The organism is Micromonospora sp. WMMA1998, from assembly GCF_027497375.1.
Taxonomy (GTDB): Bacteria; Actinomycetota; Actinomycetes; order Mycobacteriales; family Micromonosporaceae; genus Micromonospora; species Micromonospora sediminicola.
This window is the reverse complement of sequence record NZ_CP114911.1, coordinates 5,320,211-5,337,215: the sequence shown is the minus strand read 5'-3', so window position 1 is coordinate 5,337,215 and position 17,005 is coordinate 5,320,211. Positions and strand designations below refer to the sequence as shown.

At 73.7% G+C, this 17,005-nt stretch carries 13 protein-coding genes; 7 read left to right on the top strand and 6 right to left on the bottom strand.

What is annotated here, in order from left to right; translation table 11 throughout:
• Positions 1-52: 52 nt before the first annotated feature.
• Positions 53-1,585: a hypothetical protein gene (locus O7600_RS24775; RefSeq protein WP_281590884.1), complete on the bottom strand. Its 1,533-nt coding sequence runs from the start codon at positions 1,583-1,585 to the stop codon at positions 53-55.
• Between the two features lie 224 nt (positions 1,586-1,809).
• Here O7600_RS24775 and O7600_RS24770 point away from each other — a divergent pair, with 224 nt between their 5' ends.
• The 4 genes from O7600_RS24770 to O7600_RS24755 are packed head-to-tail and all read left to right on the top strand — an operon-like array spanning position 1,810 to position 7,662.
• Positions 1,810-4,482 (top strand): LuxR family transcriptional regulator, encoded by a 2,673-nt coding sequence (locus tag O7600_RS24770; RefSeq protein WP_281590883.1) that lies wholly within the window; start codon positions 1,810-1,812, stop codon positions 4,480-4,482.
• 16 nt (positions 4,483-4,498) lie between these two features.
• Positions 4,499-5,785: a nicotinate phosphoribosyltransferase gene (locus O7600_RS24765; RefSeq protein ID WP_091581035.1), complete on the top strand. Its 1,287-nt coding sequence runs from the start codon at positions 4,499-4,501 to the stop codon at positions 5,783-5,785.
• A gap of 14 nt (positions 5,786-5,799) precedes the next feature.
• Entirely contained in the window at positions 5,800-6,381 is a 582-nt protein-coding gene (locus tag O7600_RS24760) for an isochorismatase family protein (protein ID WP_281590882.1), read from the top strand.
• Positions 6,382-6,420: 39 nt separating this feature from the next.
• Positions 6,421-7,662, top strand: a complete 1,242-nt coding sequence (locus tag O7600_RS24755; protein WP_281590881.1) for an MFS transporter — start codon at positions 6,421-6,423, stop codon at positions 7,660-7,662.
• A 461-nt stretch (positions 7,663-8,123) separates the two neighbouring features.
• On the opposite strand, the gene ctaD is transcribed toward O7600_RS24755, so the two are convergent.
• Together ctaD and O7600_RS24745 are read right to left on the bottom strand one after the other, a co-directional pair.
• Positions 8,124-9,881: a cytochrome c oxidase subunit I gene (ctaD, locus tag O7600_RS24750; protein ID WP_281590880.1), complete on the bottom strand. Its 1,758-nt coding sequence runs from the start codon at positions 9,879-9,881 to the stop codon at positions 8,124-8,126.
• A gap of 128 nt (positions 9,882-10,009) precedes the next feature.
• The gene (locus O7600_RS24745; protein ID WP_281590879.1) at positions 10,010-11,116 is read right to left on the bottom strand and encodes an FAD-dependent monooxygenase; all 1,107 of its coding nucleotides are present in this window, start codon (positions 11,114-11,116) and stop codon (positions 10,010-10,012) included.
• 290 nt (positions 11,117-11,406) lie between these two features.
• On the opposite strand from O7600_RS24745, the gene O7600_RS24740 reads away from it, so the two are divergent.
• Complete coding sequence (locus O7600_RS24740) at positions 11,407-12,549, top strand: cellulose binding domain-containing protein (RefSeq protein WP_281590878.1); 1,143 nt, start codon at positions 11,407-11,409, stop codon at positions 12,547-12,549.
• 60 nt (positions 12,550-12,609) lie between these two features.
• On the opposite strand, the gene O7600_RS24735 is transcribed toward O7600_RS24740, so the two are convergent.
• Positions 12,610-13,392 (bottom strand): aldo/keto reductase, encoded by a 783-nt coding sequence (locus tag O7600_RS24735; protein ID WP_281590877.1) that lies wholly within the window; start codon positions 13,390-13,392, stop codon positions 12,610-12,612.
• 70 nt (positions 13,393-13,462) lie between these two features.
• Here O7600_RS24735 and O7600_RS24730 point away from each other — a divergent pair, with 70 nt between their 5' ends.
• Both O7600_RS24730 and O7600_RS24725 read left to right on the top strand, forming a co-directional pair.
• The gene (locus O7600_RS24730) at positions 13,463-14,497 is read left to right on the top strand and encodes a DNA polymerase ligase N-terminal domain-containing protein (RefSeq protein ID WP_281590876.1); all 1,035 of its coding nucleotides are present in this window, start codon (positions 13,463-13,465) and stop codon (positions 14,495-14,497) included.
• 8 nt (positions 14,498-14,505) lie between these two features.
• Positions 14,506-15,669 carry a threonine synthase gene (locus O7600_RS24725; RefSeq protein WP_281590875.1) on the top strand — a complete coding sequence of 388 codons (1,164 nt, stop codon included), beginning with the start codon at positions 14,506-14,508 and terminating at the stop codon, positions 15,667-15,669.
• Between the two features lie 66 nt (positions 15,670-15,735).
• On the opposite strand, the gene O7600_RS24720 is transcribed toward O7600_RS24725, so the two are convergent.
• Entirely contained in the window at positions 15,736-16,128 is a 393-nt protein-coding gene (locus O7600_RS24720) for a cupin domain-containing protein (protein ID WP_013284343.1), read from the bottom strand.
• Between the two features lie 369 nt (positions 16,129-16,497).
• Complete coding sequence (locus O7600_RS24715) at positions 16,498-16,902, bottom strand: hypothetical protein (RefSeq protein ID WP_281590874.1); 405 nt, start codon at positions 16,900-16,902, stop codon at positions 16,498-16,500.
• Positions 16,903-17,005: the final 103 nt, after the last annotated feature.

Here is a 17,005-nt window from a genome sequence, read left to right as displayed (position 1 = left end):
ACCCGCCCGGGCCGCGAACGTCGGCCCGGCCGCCCCCGCGGCGCCCCTGTCCTCAGGCAAGCAGGATGCCGTGGTCGACAGCGTCGGTGAGCACCGCGCTCAGCGAGAGACGGATCACCTCGAAGCGGCGGGACACCTCCCGGGACAGTTCCAGCTCGACCTCGCGCAGGGCCCGCTGGGCCCAGGAGCGGGCGGCGTTCGGGTCGTCGTTGCCCGGCGACCGCCAGTGCTGCCAGCAGCCGCCGTTGAGCGCCACGCCGATCGGCGGCAGCACCTCGTCGCGCTCCGCCCCGGGCAGGCCGGCCAGCGCGTCGAGCGCGCCGGTGCCGGTCAGCCCGGCCACCCCGGCCGTGCTGGTGACCAGGAGCACCCGGTCCAGCTCCCGGCTGTCCGGGTGGTCGGCCAGGCCCCAGCGCACGGCGTGATCGATCCGCCGGCGCACGCCCTCGGCGAGTGGCGCGCCGAAGACCCGGGCGGCGACGTCGTCGACGATGCCCCGCACCGCCTCGTCGCACTGGGCCGTGGCGAGCAGCGACAGCGCCTCCAGCTCACGGTCGAGCAGCTGCGGCAGACCGGCGCAGCCGACCCCGAAGACGATCTCCTGCACCACCCGCAGGTGGATGTTGGCCAGCTCCAGGGCGAGGTGCTGGCGGATCCGCTGGGCGCAGGAGCGGGCCTGGCGGTCGATCCGGTCGGTCACCTCGGCGGGCTCGACCCCGGCCACCACCGGCACCCGGCCGTGCGCGCCGGGCGGCTCCGGCGGCCGGGCGCTGGCCCGGCGCAGTCCCTCGTCGGCGGCCCAGCCGACCAGGGCCCGGCGCAGGTTCGGCAGCTCCGCCCGGCGGGCCGGGAACCACCGCGCCGGGGCGAGAGCGGGCACCGCGGCCAGCAGCGCCGCGCGGTGGGCCGCGATCGAGACCGCCACCGGGTCGAGCCGACCGGCGGGGCCGGGCGGGCCGGTCCGGCCGGCCGACGGGACGGACGCCCCCGTGTCCTCCACCGCCGCGCCGTCCGCCGGCGCCGCCCAGCCGGTCACGCCGGGGGTGACGGCGAAGAAGACCGCGACCCGGGCCCGCGCCACCTCGGCCAGCAGGTGCAGCTCGGCCGCGCTGAACGCCTGGTCGGCGGAGATCGTGAAGAGCAGCGCGCCGGCCCGGCCCACGGCGTCCAGCAGCACCCGGCCACCGGCCACGCCGAGGGCGCCGGTGTCCGGGGTGTCGAGCACCGAGAAGTGCCGCAGCAGCGGGTCGGGCAGGCTCAGCTCGACCCGGCGCGGCGGCCGGGCGAGCGCCGGGCCGGCGGCGAGCGGGTCGGCGCCGTAGGAGTGCGGCTGGCGGTAGCCCGGGACGTAGGCGGCCCGGGTGGCGACCTTGGCGTGGTTGACCAGCAGGTGGCTGCCGGCGGGCACGGCGAGCGTCCCGGCGTCCAGCCCGAGCAGGCCGGCGATCAGCTCCCGTCGCCCGGCGCCCGCCGGACCGGCGACGACCACCGCCATCGGCTCGTCCGGCCCCGGCTCGGTCACCCCGACCCGGGTCGGCAGCGGGGCGCACCGGGGCGGCTCGGCCGGGCCCTCTGTTTCGGGCACGTCGACCGAGGGGAGCGGACCCGGCTTCATCAGGCGGCCTCCCGGTCAGGCGACCGGGGGGCCGGTCGCGATCGAATCCCCTGGTCGCGGGGGATGCCGGAAGAGTACGTGTGTCAGGGATCCGACACCGAACACATCCGGTACTCACGGGTAATGAACAGATTACTCAACTTCACTGCGTGACGGTCCGCGCGCGGACGGAACACCATCGATATGCTGCACCGATGAGCAGGTGGGAGTTCGTCGGCCGAACGGATGAACTCAACCGTCTGTTGTCGGCGGTCGGTGGCCCGGAGGGGCGCGGACTGCTCTTCAGCGGTGACGCGGGCGTCGGCAAGAGCCGGTTGCTGCGGGAGGGGGTGGCCGCGCTCTCGCCCGACCGTCACGCCATCTGGTCCGTCGCGGCCAGCGCGACCACCGCCGCGCTGCCGTTCGGCGGGCTGGTCCAGGTGCTTCCGGCCGCGCAACCGCAGGGCCTCTCCCCCGCCGGGATCCTGCGCTGGGCCGTGGACGTGCTCCAGGAACAGGCCGCCGGCCGGCCCATCGTGCTGGCGATCGACGACGCGCACCTGCTCGACCCGCCCTCGGCGGCGCTGGTGCACCTGGTGGCCCGGTCCGAGAACGCCACCGTGATCGGCACGCTGCGCAACGGGGAGCAGATCCCGCTGCCGATCCGCGCCCTGTGGACCGACGACCTGGTCGACCTGGTCGAGCTGGGGCCGCTCGGCCCGAGCGAGACCACGGGGCTGCTCGCCGCGATCCTGGGCGGCCCGGTCGACGCCGGCTCCTCCGAGCGCCTGTTCCGGCTCTCCGCCGGCAACCCGCTGCTGCTGCGCGAGCTGGTGCTGGCCGCCGACGACGAGCTGAAGAGCACGTACGGGATCTGGAAATGGACCGGCCGGCTGGAGCTGGCCCCCAGCCTCACCGACCTGATCGACACCCGGATCGGTCAGCTCACCCCCGGCGTCCGGGCCGTGGTCGAGCTGGTCGCGTTCGGCGAGCCACTCGGCCTGCACCTGCTGGAGCAGGCGGTCGATCCGGCCGACGTGGAGACGGCCGAGGAGCGCGGGCTCATCACCATGGTCCACGACGACCGGCGGCTCAACGTCCGCCTGGCCCACCCGCTCTACGGCGAGGTGATGCGCCGGCAGTGCCCGGTCAGCCGCACCCGGCGGCTCCAGGCCACCCTGGCCGGGTTGCTGGAGCGGGTCGGCAAGCGTCGCCGGGACGACCTGCTGCGGGTCGCGGTGTGGCGGCTCGACTCGGGTACGGCCCAGGACGTGGCGCTGCTCCTCGACGCGGCCGTGCAGGCCTTCGGCCGCTACGACGTGCCGCTGGCCACCCGGCTGGCCCGGGCCGCGCTGGAGGCCGGCGGCGGCACCGACGCGGCCGAGCTGCTCGCCACCATCCTGATGTTCGGCGACCGGCCGGACGAGGCGATCGGGGTGCTCGACCAGGTCGCCGGCGACATCCACGACGACCGTCGACGGAGCCGCTGGCTGACCGTCCGGGGCATGGTCAGCTACTGGGGCCTCAACCGGGAGTCCACCGTGGAGGAGATCGCCGCCCGCGGCGAGGAGCTGTCCGACCCGGCCGACCGGGCCCGGGTCCGCGCCTTCGAGGCCATCATGCGGCTGCACCGGCTGGACGTCGACGTCGCGGTGCGACTGGCCCAGGAGGTGCTCGACCGCCCGGCCGCCCCGATGGCGGCCCGCGAGCTGGCCCGCTGCACGCTCGCCCACCTTCAGGCGGCCCAGGGGCAGTACCGCCGCAGCGCCACCGCGATCGCCCGGGTGCAGGCCGAGGCCGCGTGCTGGCGGTCCGACATGCCCTACCTCCAACTCGCCATGGAGCTGGCCCGGGGCACCCGGCTGGCGCTCTCCGGCGACCTGGCCGGCATCGACGCGATCGTCGCGGACGAGTTCGCCGACCTGGCCGGCGCCGGCGACTTCCGGCTCGGCACCGGCTACCTGGCCATCCTCCAGGCGTACGCGGCCCGCCTGCGCGGCCACGGCGACGACGCGCTCAAGACCAGCCTGGGCGCCTGCGCGGTGCTCGCCACCAGCCGGGTGTACGCCGGCCTGGCGCACGCCGAACGCGCCCAGGCGGCGGCGTTGCGCGGGGACGCGGCGCACGCGGCCGAGGCGATGGCCGAGGCGGACCGGACGCACGCGCCCGGGATGGCCGTCCTCTACCCGTGGCTGGAGCAGGCCCGGGGCGCGGCGCAGGCGGCGGTCGGCGACCTGCCGGCGGCGACCAAGCACCTCTGCGCGCTGGCCGACCGGCTGCGCGAGGACGGGCTGGCCGGGCACGAGCTGCTCGTCCTGCTCGACCTGGTCCGGTTCGAGCAGGCCGCCGCGCCGGTCGGGCCGACCTGCACCGACGGCGGCCGGCGCACCGTGGCGCAGCGCCTCGCGGAGCTCTCCGAACAGGTGGACGGCGTGCTGCCGCCGCTGGTCGCCCGCTACGGCCGGGCCGCGCTCGACGGCTGCACCGACGACCTGCTCGCGGTGGCCGACGGCTTCGCCGCCCGCGATCTGGTCGTCTACGCCGCCGAGGCGACCGCGATGGCGCTGCACCGGATGCGGGACGGGCGCGCCGGGGCGACCGGTCCGGTCCGGGAGCGCCTCGCCGACCTGCTGCGCCGCTGCGACGAGATCTCCACCCCGGCGCTGCGCCTGCTCCGTCCCACGCTCACCGACCGGGAGTGGGAGGTCGCCCGCCTCGCCGCCGACGGCGTGACCAGCCGCGCGATCGCCGAGCGGCTGTTCCTGTCCACCCGCACCGTGGAGAACCACCTCCAGCGGGTCTACAGCAAGCTCGGCGTCACCGGCCGCGGCGAGCTGCGGGCCGCGCTGCGGTCGATGCCGGGGCACGACGGCACGGATCCGGCCTGAACTCTAGGCTGGGGCGGTGAGCACCCTTCGCCCCGCGCTGCTGACCGACCACTACGAGCTGACCATGGTCAGCGCGGCCCTGCAGGACGGCACCGCCGACCGACGCTGCGTCTTCGAGGTGTTCAGCCGGCGACTGCCGGCCGGCCGCCGGTACGGGGTGGTCGCCGGCACCGGTCGCCTGATCGAGATGATCCGCGACTTCCGCTTCGACCCGGCGGAGATCGACTTCCTCCGTCGCACCGGCGTGGTCGACGACCGCGCCGCCCGGTGGCTGGCCGACTACCGCTTCACCGGCGACGTCGACGGCTACGCCGAGGGCGAGCTGTTCTTCCCCGGCTCCCCGATCCTCACCGTGTCCGGCACGTTCGCCGAGTGCGTGGTGCTGGAGACGCTGGTGCTGTCGGTGCTCAACCACGACTGCGCGGTCGCCGCCGCGGCGGCGCGGATGGTCACCGCCGCCCGGGGCCGGGCGCTGATCGAGATGGGCTCCCGCCGGGCGCACGAGGAGGCCGCGGTCGCCGCCGCGCGGGCGGCGTACCTGGCCGGGTTCCGGTTCACCTCCAACCTGGCCGCCGGACAGCGCTACGGCATCCCCACCGCGGGCACCGCCGCGCACGCGTTCACGCTGCTGCACGACGACGAGCGGACCGCGTTCGCCTCCCAGGTCGCCACGCTGGGCAAGGACACCACGCTGCTGGTCGACACGTACGACATCGCCCAGGGCATCCGCAACGCCATCGCGGTCGCCGGCCCGGAGCTGCGCGCGGTCCGGATCGACTCGGGCGACCTCGCGGTGATCGCCCAGCAGTCCCGGGAGCTGCTCGACTCGCTGGGCGCCACCGAGACGAAGATCATCGTCTCGGGCGACCTGGACGAGTACGCGATCGCCTCGCTGGCCGCCGAGCCGGTGGACATGTACGGCGCCGGCACGGCAGTGGTGACCGGCTCCGGCGCGCCCACCGCCGGCCTCGTCTACAAGCTGGTCGAGGTGGAGGGGCGGCCGGTGGTCAAGCGCTCCGAGCACAAGGCCACCATCGGCGGTCGGAAGGTCGCGGTACGCCGGCACAAGCCGACCGGCACCGCCACCGAGGAGGTCGTCGTGCCGCAGGGCGTGCCCGACCGGCAGCCCAACGACCGGCTGCTCCAACACTCGTTCGTGGTCTCCGGCGAACCGGTCACGCTCCCGACGCTGGACGAGTCCCGGGAGCACCTGCGACAGTGTCTGATCTCCATCCCGTGGGAGGGGCTCAAGCTCTCCGGCGGGGACCCGGCCGTTCCGGTGACGGTCGTACCCGCGAGCTGAGGAGGACCGGCCAGATGGCGAACGCCCTGATCATCGTGGACGTGCAGAACGACTTCTGCGAGGGCGGGTCCCTCGCGGTCGGCGGTGGGGCCGGGGTGGCCGCCGGGATCTCCCGGCTGCTCGCCGCCGAGCCGGACCGCTGGGACCACGTGGTCGCGACGAAGGACTACCACATCGACCCGGGCGCGCACTTCGGCGACCCGCCGGACTTCGTCGACTCCTGGCCCCGGCACTGCGTGGTCGGCACGTCCGGCTCCGAGTTCCACCCCGAGCTGGTCACCGACCGGGTGGAGGAAATCTTCCACAAGGGCGAGCACGCGGCCGCGTACTCCGGTTTCGAGGGCCACGCGCGCGACGGCGAGTGCCTGGCCGACTGGCTGCGCCGCCGCGACGTCGACCGGGTCGACGTGGTCGGCATCGCCACCGACCACTGCGTACGCGCGACCGCGCTGGACGCCGCCCGGGAGGGCTTCCGCACCACGGTGCTGCTGGACCTGACCGCGGCCGTGGCCCCGGGGACGCTGGACGTGGCGCTGCGCGCGCTCGACGGCGCCGGGGTCGCCACGACGGGCGAGCCTGTGATCAGGGCCGCTTGACCAGGTAATCGCTTGCGGCTGTCGTACCCCCGGCCCAGGATGGCGCGGGAGGTACGGACCGTCGTGAACCTGAAGCCTTACCGGGAGGCCCTCGCCCTGCCCGGCCTGCGGTCGTTGCTGCTGGTGTCCGTGCTGGCCCGCATGCCGCTGACCGCGACCGGCGTGACGCTCACCTTCTACGTGGTGCTCGACCTGGGGCGGGGCTACGGCGCCGCCGGTCTGGTGGGCGCCGCGTCGACCATCGGCGCCGCGCTCGGCTCACCGCTGCTCGGCCGGCTGGTCGACCGGCGCGGGCTGCGGCCGGTGCTGCTGCTCACCACGGTCGCCGAGGGCCTGTTCTGGGCCGCCGCGCCGACCCTGTCGTACCCGGTGCTGCTGCCCGCCGCGTTCCTGGCCGGCCTGCTCGCGCTGCCGGTCTTCTCGGTGGTGCGCCAGTCGATCGCGGCGCTGGTGCCGGCGGAGCGACGCCGGCCGGCGTACGCGCTGGACTCGATGTCGGTGGAGCTGTCGTTCATGGTCGGCCCGGCCCTCGCCGTGGCCCTGGCCACCACCGTCACGCCCCGGCTCACCCTCTGGGCGGTGGGCGCCGGGATCGTCGCCGCCGGCATCTGCTTCTGGCTGCTCGACCCGCCGACCCGGGCCGCAGACGAGTCGACCGGCCCGCAACGCGCGGTGTCCCGTCGGGAGTGGCTCACCCCGCGCCTGCTCGCCGTGCTGGCGGTCAGCCTGGCCGCCACCCTGGTGCTGGGCGGCACCGACGTCGCCGTGGTGGCCGTGCTGCGCGCCGGCGGCGAGGTCGGCTGGACCGGCGCCGTGCTGGCCGCCTGGGCGGTCGCCTCGCTGGTGGGCGGCTTCGCCTACGGCGCCGTACGCCGCTCCTTCCCCCCGCTGGCGCTGGTGGCGGCGCTCAGCCTCACCACGATTCCGGTCGGCCTGGGCGGGTCGCACTGGTGGCTGCTCAGTCTCGCGCTGATCCCCACCGGGGCGCTCTGCGCGCCCACCATCGCGGCCACCTCGGACGCGGTGAGCCGGCTCGCCCCGCCCGGCGTCCGCGGCATGGCGATGGGTCTGCACGGCTCCGCGGTGACCGTCGGCATCGCGCTCGGCGCGCCGCTGGCCGGCGCGGTGATCGACGCGTCCGCACCGGCCTGGGGCTTCGTGGTCACCGGGGCGATCGGGCTGCTGGTGGCGCTGGCCGTCCTCCCGGTCGAGCTGCGCCACCGCCGCAGCCCGGCGCCGGTCGCCGCCCCCGAGCCCGAACTGGCCCCCGCCACCCCCTGACCGCCCACGGACCCCGCCGCCCCCGCCACGGCCGGCCCGCACCGCACCGCACCGCACCGCACCGGTCGCATCCGGCCCAGCCCTGAGCTGGGCCAGAGAGGTGTTGACCAAGGAGTTCGCGTCGAACCGCCCCCGGATTCCCGACGCAAACTCCTTGATCGACGCGCCGGCCGGCCGATCATGAAGTTGACCGCACAGTTTGTCCGATTCGTCGCGGCCAACCTCATGATCGACAGAAGGCGCCCGGTCGGATCACCCCCTGAGTCCGGCGCAAACTCCTTGATCAACGCAGGTGCCGATCGATCATGAGGTTGGCCGTACGGTTTGTCCGACTTGTGAGAGCCAACCTCATGATCGACCGGGGTAAGTGAGCCCGGCACAGAGGGCTTGGGGGAATGGCGACGGGCGCCGCGCCCCTCCGGTGGTGGGGTGCGGCGCCCGTCGTGGGCTCGCCAGGCGGTCTAGCGCTGGTCGTGGTTGCCCGCGGTGTCCTCCTGGTAGCTGGCGCCACCGTTGGACTCGCTGGTCAGCGGCTTGGCGCCGCCCTCGGGCGGGCCGGCCAGGGACTGCCCGGCGGCCAGCTCGGGGAACTTCGCGTCGAAGGCCGGCCGCTCGGAGCGGATCCGCGGCATCCGGTCGAAGTTGCGCAGCGGCGGCGGGGAGCTGGTGGCCCACTCGAGCGAGTTGCCGTGACCCCACGGGTCGTCGACCTCGACCACCGGACCGGTCTTGTACGACTTCCAGCAGTTCCAGATGAACGGCAGGGTCGAGATACCGGTGATGAACGCGCCGATCGTGGAGATCATGTTCAGCGTGGTGAAGCCGTCGCTGGGCAGGTAGTCGGCGTAGCGCCGCGGCATGCCCTCGTTGCCCAGCCAGTGCTGCACCAGGAACGTGGTGTGGAAGCCGATCATGGTCAGCCAGAAGTGGATCTTGCCGAGCCGTTCGTCGAGCATCCGGCCGAACATCTTCGGGAACCAGAAGTAGATGCCGCCGAAGACGGCGAACACGATGGTGCCGAAGAGCACGTAGTGGAAGTGCGCCACCACGAAGTACGAGTCGTGCAGGTGGAAGTCGAGCGGCGGGCTGGCCAGCAGCACACCGGTCAGACCACCGAAGAGGAAGGTCACCAGGAAGCCGACCGCGAACAGCATCGGCGTCTCGAAGGTGATCTGGCCCCGCCACATGGTGCCGATCCAGTTGAAGAACTTCATACCGGTGGGCACGGCGATCAGGTAGCTGAGGAAGCTGAAGAACGGCAGCAGCACCTGGCCGGTGGCGAACATGTGGTGCGCCCAGACGCTCATCGACAGGGCGGCGATGGCGATGGTCGCCGCCACCAGGCCCTTGTAACCGAAGATCGGCTTCCGGGAGAAGACCGGAATGATCTCGGTGATGATGCCGAAGAACGGCAGCGCGATGATGTAGACCTCGGGGTGCCCGAAGAACCAGAACAGGTGCTGCCAGAGCATCGGCCCGCCGGTCGCCGGGTCGTACACGTGGGCGCCGAGCAGGCGGTCCGCGGCGAGCGCGAAGAGCGCGGCGGCCAGCAGCGGGAAGACCAGGATGGCCAGCAGGCTGGTGACCAGCATGTTCCAGGTGAAGATCGGCATCCGGAACATGGTCATGCCGGGCGCGCGCAGGGTCAGGATCGTGGTGATCAGGTTGACCGCGCCGAGGATCGTGCCCAGACCGGAGATGGCCAGGCCGACCACCCACATGTTGGCGCCGACGCCCGGCGAGTGCTCGACCGTGCTCAGCGGCGTGTAGGCCGTCCAGCCGAAGTCGGCCGCGCCACCCGGGGCGATGAAGCCCGCGGTGGCGAGCGTGCCGCCGAACAGGTACAGCCAGTAGGCGAACGCGTTCAGCCGGGGGAACGACACGTCGGGCGCGCCGATCTGCAGCGGCACCACGTAGTTCGCGAAGGCGAACACGATCGGCGTCGCGAAGAACAGCAGCATGATCGTGCCGTGCATGGTGAAGAGCTGGTTGTACTGCTCGGGCGACAGGAACTGCAGCCCCGGTCGCGCCAGCTCGGCGCGCATGATCAGGGCCATCAGGCCACCGATCATGAAGAACGCGAACGCGGTGACCATGTACATGATCCCGATCTGCTTCGCGTCCGTGGTGCGCAGCAGCCGCGCGAGGGCCGACCCCTTGACCGGCTCGCGGACCGGCCAGGGCCGGGTCACGACCGGCTTGGGTGCGACGGTGGTCACGAGTGGCCTCCGGTTCTGGGTTGTCCCGCTCGGCGCGCTGGTCATCGGCGCAGCCGTCATCCGCAAGGAGGATAGTCCCCGGTAGGTGGCCCCGCCGCGTGGGGTGGGCGGCTACGATCTTCCGCCGGCTACAGCGGGCCGGTGAGGAGCCGGTAGTGCTCCCCGAAGATCCGCCCGCCGCGCCCGCGCAGCAGCGGGTCGCGCAGCGCCGGCGGCACGTCGCGGGTGCGGTTGCGGTCCCGGGTCCGGTCCCGCACCCAGCGGGTACGCGGCCGGCGGCGACTCTCGTACGCGATCAGGGCGGCGTCGACGCTGCCGGCGGCGTGCAGCGACTCGGCGAGCACGACGGCGTCCTCCAGCGCCATGGCGGCCCCCTGGGAGAGCGTCGGCGCGGTCGCGTGAGCGGCGTCACCGACGAGCAGCACCCGGCCGTGGAACCAGCGCCCCAGCTCGACCTCCTCGGTGCGTTCGACGTGCACGGTCTCCAGCGCGGCCAGCACCTCGGGCACCGGACCGCCGTAGTCGCCGAACAGCTCGCGCAGCCGGGCGAGCGGGTCGGCCGGCAGGTCGGTGCCGGCCTCGTCGGCATAGCAGTAGAGCCGACCGGCGCCGAGCGGCACGACCAGGAAGCCGGCGCGTTGCCCGAGCAGGGCGGTCCAGTCGGCGACCCGGGGGCCGCCGCGCACGACGGCGCGGTAGACCACCTGGCCGGCCGGGCGGGGCGGTCCGCCGAGCGCGGCCAGCGTGCGCACCGCGGAGCGGGGCCCGTCGGCGCCCACGACCAGGTCGTACTCCCCGCAGGTGCCGTCGGTGAAGCCGACCGCGACGCGGCCGGGCAGCGGCTCGACGGTGCTCACCTCGGCGCCGTGCCGAACCGCGCCGCCGGCGCCGGTGAGCAGCACCCGGTGCAGCTCGGCCCGGGGCAGCGCCCGGCACTCCCCCACTCCGGCCCAGAGCGCGTCGAGGTCCACCTCGCACAGCGGCGCCCCGGCGGCGTCGAGGAAGCGCTGCCGGTGGACCACCTGGCCGAGCGGGCGCAGCGGACCGTCCAGGTCGAGCCGGCGCATCGCCCGGGCCGCGTTGCCGGGGAGATAGAGGCCGGTGTCGGTGTGCTCGGTGGGCGGCAGCCGCTCGGTGACGTCGGGCCGGAACCCCGCCAGGCGCAGCGCCCGGGCCACGGCGAGGCCGGCGATGCCCGCGCCGACGACGAGGATGCGCAGGGGGGAACCACCCATCGTGGGGTACGCCTCCGGAGGGGATCGGAACGCGTTGGAGGCAAGACATTACTCGCCGCAACCAGGCGGCGAAAGTGCCCGTCGGCCCTGGCGCGGGCACCCGGTCGACGGCCCCCGCCGTCCCACCAGCAGGAATCCCACGCCAACCGGAGGATCGGCGCCCACGACAGCTTAACCGGTCCAGTTGCGCAACGGTTTCAGACATGTAAATGTGTGACGTGAACGTGGGAGCGCTCCCGCTCGTACCACCCCACAGATCCGGCGCCCCTCGCGCCGAGCCAAGGAGCATCATGAAGCGTCCACTCAGGGCCATCGCCGCGGCCGGTCTGCTGGCCGCCAGCGCCGTCGTCGCCGTCGCGCTCGGCGGCAACGCCTCCGCCGACACCCAGATCTGCGAGCAGTACGGCTCGACCACCATCGGCGGCAAGTACGTGGTGCAGAACAACCGCTGGGGCACCAGCGCGCAGCAGTGCATCAACGTCACCTCGACCGGCTTCTCGATCACCCGGGCGGACGGCTCCGCGCCGACCAACGGGGCGCCGGTCTCCTACCCGTCCATCTTCGTGGGCTGCCACTACACCAACTGTTCGCCGGGCACGAACCTGCCGGTCCAGGTGAAGAACATCGCCAGCGCGCCCGCGAGCATCAGCTACAACTACGTCGGCGGCGCGATCTACGACGCCGCCTACGACATCTGGCTCGACCCGTCGCCCAAGCGGGACGGGGTCAACCAGATGGAGATCATGATCTGGCTCAACCGGCAGGGTCCGATCCAGCCCATCGGCTCGCCGGTCGGCAACGCCAGCATCGCCGGCCGGACCTGGGAGGTCTGGCGGGGCAGCAACGGCTCCAACAACGTCATCTCGTACGTGGCGCCGTCGGCGGTCCCCAGCTTCAGCTTCGACGCGATGGCGTTCATCAACGACACCCGCAACCGCGGCGCGATCACCAACGACTGGTACCTGACCAGCATCCAGGCCGGCTTCGAGCCGTGGCAGGGCGGCGTCGGGCTGGCCGTCAACTCGTTCTCGCAGAGCGTCAACACCGGCAGCAACCCGCCGCCCACGACCACGCCGCCGACCGGCACGCCGACGACGAACCCGCCGTCCGGCGCGGCCTGCACCGTGACGTACCGGGCGACGAACGTGTGGAACAACGGCTTCACCGCCGAGGTGACCATCAAGAACACCGGCTCCGGCACGATCAACGGCTGGACGCTGAACTACAACCTGCCCTCCGGACAGAACGTGACCAGCGCGTGGAACGCCACGGTGAGCCAGAGCGGCTCGGCGGTGACCGCGCGCAACGTCAGCTACAACGGCACCCTGTCCCCGGGCGCCTCGACCAACTTCGGCTACCAGGCCACGCTGAACGGCAGCTTCTCCGCGCCGAGCAGCTTCTCCCTCAACGGCGCCACCTGCGCCCGAGGCTGACCGCCGCAGCGTGAAGGGGCGCGGTCGCCACCGCGACCGCGCCCCTTTCCGCGTACGCGGTCAGCCGCCGAGGGCGTCGATGTCGCGCATCTCCTCGGCGGTCAGCGAGAACCCGAACACGTCGGCGTTGACCCGGATCCGCTCCGGCGTGACCGACTTCGGGATGACCACGGTCTCGTGGTCGATGTGCCAGCGCAGCACCACCTGGGCCGGCGACACGTCGTGCGCCTGCGCGATCCGGACCAGCACCGGGTCGGACAGGTCACTGGTCTTGAACGGGCTGTAGCCCTCCAACGCCACCCCCCGGTCCCGGTGGGCGGCGTGGGTCTGCCGGTCGTACAGCGACGGGCTCCAGCGGATCTGGTTGACCGCGGGCGTCTCCTCGGTGGCCTGGATCAGCTCGTCCAGCTGCGCGACCGAGTAGTTGCTCACGCCGACGGCCCGGGCCAGGTTCTCGTCCCGGGCGGCCAGCATCTCCCGCCAGACCGGGATGCTGTCACCGGGCGCGGACGGCGGCCAGTGCACCAGCCACAGGTCGACGTACTCGGTGTCCAGGGCGGCCAGGCTGGCCTCGATCGTCTCCCGCTCCCGGCCCACCCGGTCCGGCGGCAGCTTGGTGGTGATGAACAGGTCCTCCCGGCGCAGTCCGCTCTCCTTGACCGCGCGCCCCACCTCCTTCTCGTTGCCGTACATCGTCGCGGTGTCGATGTGCCGGTAGCCGGCGTCCAGCGCGGCGAGCACGGCCTGGTAGCCGTCCTCGCCGGTGGCCTGCCAGGTGCCGAAGCCGAGCAGCGGGATCCGGACGTCGCCGGGGAGCGGGAGGGTGGGCTGGTCGAGGTCCATGTCGTCGGTTCTACCCCTGATCGTCGCCGCCATGCCGGCACGACGGGCCGGTCTGACGGACAATGCGGGGGTGGCGGACCGGCTGGAGGAGTACCGGCGCAGGCGGGACGCGGCGCGTACCCCGGAGCCGGTGCCCGAGCGGACCCCGCGCCGCAGGCGGCCGGCCCGGGCCGCGCCCCGCTTCGTCATCCAGCAGCACCACGCCCGCAGCCTGCACTGGGACCTGCGGCTGGAGCACGACGGCGTGCTGGCCTCCTGGGCGGTGCCGCGCGGCCTGCCCCGCGACCCGGGCCGCAACCACCTCGCCGTGCACACCGAGGACCACCCGATGGAGTACCTGACCTTCTCCGGCGAGATCCCGGCCGGGGAGTACGGCGGCGGGCGGATGACCGTGCACGACAGCGGCACCTACCGCGCGGAGAAGTGGCGCGACGACGAGGTGATCGTCGTGCTCGACGGCGAGCGCACCACGGGGCGGTACGTCCTGTTCGCCACCGGCGGCCGGGGCCGGGACTGGATGGTCCGGCGCACCGACCCGGCGCCGGCGGGCTGGACGCCGATGCCCGAGCTGGTCCGCCCGATGCGCGCCGCCGAGGGGAAGCGGCTGCCGCGCGACGCCGACGCCTGGGGGTACGAGCTGCGCTGGCCGGGCGTGCGGGCCATGGCGTACGTCTCGGGCGGCCGGCTGCGGCTGCTCGACGGCGACGACGCGGACGTGACCGCTGCGTACCCGTGGGCGCGGGCGTTGGCCGAGGAGCTGGCCCCGACCGAGGTGGTGCTGGACGGCGTGCTGGCGCGGATCGACCCGGCCGGCCGGCTCCACCCGCCCACCCGGCGCGACGGCCAGTTCCTCGCCGTCGACCTGCTCTGGCTGGAGGGCGTGAGCAGCCTCGACGTGCCGTACGCGCAACGCCGTGACCTGCTCGACGGTCTGGCGCTCGCCGGCCCGCACTGGCAGACTCCGCCCTGGTTCCCGGGAGTCGGCGCGGACGCCCTACGGGCCGCCCGTGAGCAGGGGCTCCCGGGAGTGGTGGCGAAACGCCTCGACTCCCCGTACGAGCCGGGCCGGCGCAGCCGGCACTGGCTGAGCATCGACGCGAGCTGAGGACCACCGTGCACCTGACGCACCTGGAGTGCCCGCGCTGCGGCCTGGAGCACCCGGCCGACAGGCCGCAGAACCTGTGCGGGTGCGGCTCGCCGCTGCTGGCCCGCTACGACCTGGCCACGGTGGCCGCCGCGGTGACCCCGGAGCGGTTCGGGCTGCGCCCGGCCGACCTGTGGCGCTACCGGGAGCTGCTGCCGGTGGCCGACCCGAGGTTCGTCACCACGCTGGGCGAGGGCTGGACGCCGATGTGGCGCGCCCCGGCGTACGGCCACGAGATCGGCATCACGGACCTGATCGTCAAGGACGAGGGGCTGACCCCGACCGGGTCCTTCAAGGCGCGGGGCGCGGCCGTCGGCGTGAGTCGGGCCCGGGAACTGGGCGTCGAGCGGATCGCCATGCCGACCAACGGCAACGCCGGGGCGGCCTGGGCGACGTACGCGGCCCGGGCCGGGATCAGCGCGACGATCGCCATGCCGCTGGCCGCGCCGACCATCTGCCGCCAGGAGTGCCTCGCCGCCGGCGCGGACCTGCGGCTGGTCGACGGCCTGATCAACGACGCCGGTCGGGAGATCGCCGAGCTGGTCGCCGGGTCGGACGGGCGGATCTTCGACGCCGGCACGCTGCGCGAGCCGTACCGCCTGGAAGGCAAGAAGACGATGGGGTACGAGATCGTCGAGCAGCTCGGCTGGCAGGTGCCCGACGTCATCGTCTACCCGACCGGGGGCGGCGTCGGGTTGATCGGCATCCACAAGGCGCTGCACGAGCTGCGTGAGCTGGGGTGGGTGGAGGACCGGCTGCCCCGTCTGGTGGCCGTGCAGTCCACCGGCTGCGCGCCGATCGTGCGCGCGTTCGCGGCCGGCGAGGCGCGGGCCACCCCGTGGGCGGACGCGCACACCGTCGCGTTCGGCATCACCGTGCCGGCCCCGCTCGGCGACGAGCTGATCCTGACCGCGCTGCGGGAGAGCGCCGGCACCGCGATCGCGGTGGACGACGCGGAGATCCTCACCGACCTGCGCGACTTCGCCGCCCGCGAGGGGCTGCTGCTGTGCCCGGAGGGCGCGGCCTGCCTGACCGCCGCCCGGCACCTGCGGGCCGGCGGCTGGATCCGCCCCGACGAGCGCGTGGTCGTGCTGAACACCGGCGCCGGCATCAAGTACCCGGACCTGGTGTAAGGAGGGGCCCCTGCTTAACGTCTCCGGTAGAGGCGGGGCCCCCTCTTAACACCTGCCCACGGGGCGTCAGGACGTCGGCGGCTCGTCCTCGCCGGCCTCCTCGGCCGCGTCCGCCTCCTCCTTCGTCTTGTGCACCGCGCCGTCGGCGTGCTCCGGCGGGCCGTAGACGGTGTAGAGCACCAGCGGGTTCGGCCCGGTGTTGACGAAGTTGTGCTTCGTGCCGGCGGGCACGACCACCAGGTCGCCGGAGACGACCTCCTTCTTCTCGCCCGCCACCCGCGCCTCGCCGGTGCCGCTGACGAACGTCAGGATCTGGTCGATGCCCTCGTGGACCTCCTCGCCGATCTCACCGCCCGGCGGGATGGTCATGATGACCAGCTGGGTGTGCTCCCCGGTCCAGAGCACGCGGCGGAAGTCGGGACTCTTCTCGGCGACGGTCGCGATCGTGAAATGCTCCATGGCCCGCTCATACCCCGTTCGCGCGCCGACCACGCCGGGACTCGCAGATGGTGGAATTCCCCACCCCGGTCAGGTTTGGATCCTCTCCGGACGGGCATCTGCTGCCGACAAGACCGGTGCGGGCTGGGCCGGTCGAGCCAGGTCCCCGCTGACGTACCGCCGTACGGCTGCGGCGGTGGGAGACGGCCAGAGCGCGGCGACGTTACGACCCAGGTCGTGCGGCGCCGTGCGCTCGTCTGTGGGCCCGCACGCACCCGAGCAGCACCAGCGCCGCCGCCGCGAATCCGAGCAGGACGGCGGTCGCGGCGAGCAGGCGGTACGGACGCACCGCGCGATGCTGCCACACCCGGGCGGCCCGCCGTCGCCCCGTCAGGCGAGCACGGCCAGGTGGAACGGACGGTCCGCGTGCCCGCTGGCGGCGTGCGTCTCGACGAAGACCGCGTTGGCGATGCCGGTACGGGGCGCCACGGTGATGACGCCCTGCGGGGCGAGCCCGCCGCCGGCGGCCGGGCCGACGGTTCCGACGTACGCGGCCCCGGCCACGTCCTGGTCGAAGGCGACCTGGTACATCCCGGCGGCGAGTCGGGTGGCCGAGGTGGCGCCGAGACCGCGGACCAGGGTCCCGTTCGCGTCGACCACCGCGAACAGCACCCGGGCGGTGGCTGGCAATCCGGCCGGCGAGCACGAGTTGATCTCGGTGTCGACGCGCGCGACCTCCTGCACGCTCGGGGTGGGCTGGCCGGTCGTTCCCCTCCTCGATCTGGGGCTGGGCATGGTGTTCCTCTCTCCCACCGGTACGCCGGCGGGAGGCGTTCGTGGTGCTTGCGGACGATCAGCGGCGATCGCCCTCTTCCTCCGAAGCTATGTCGATCCGTCG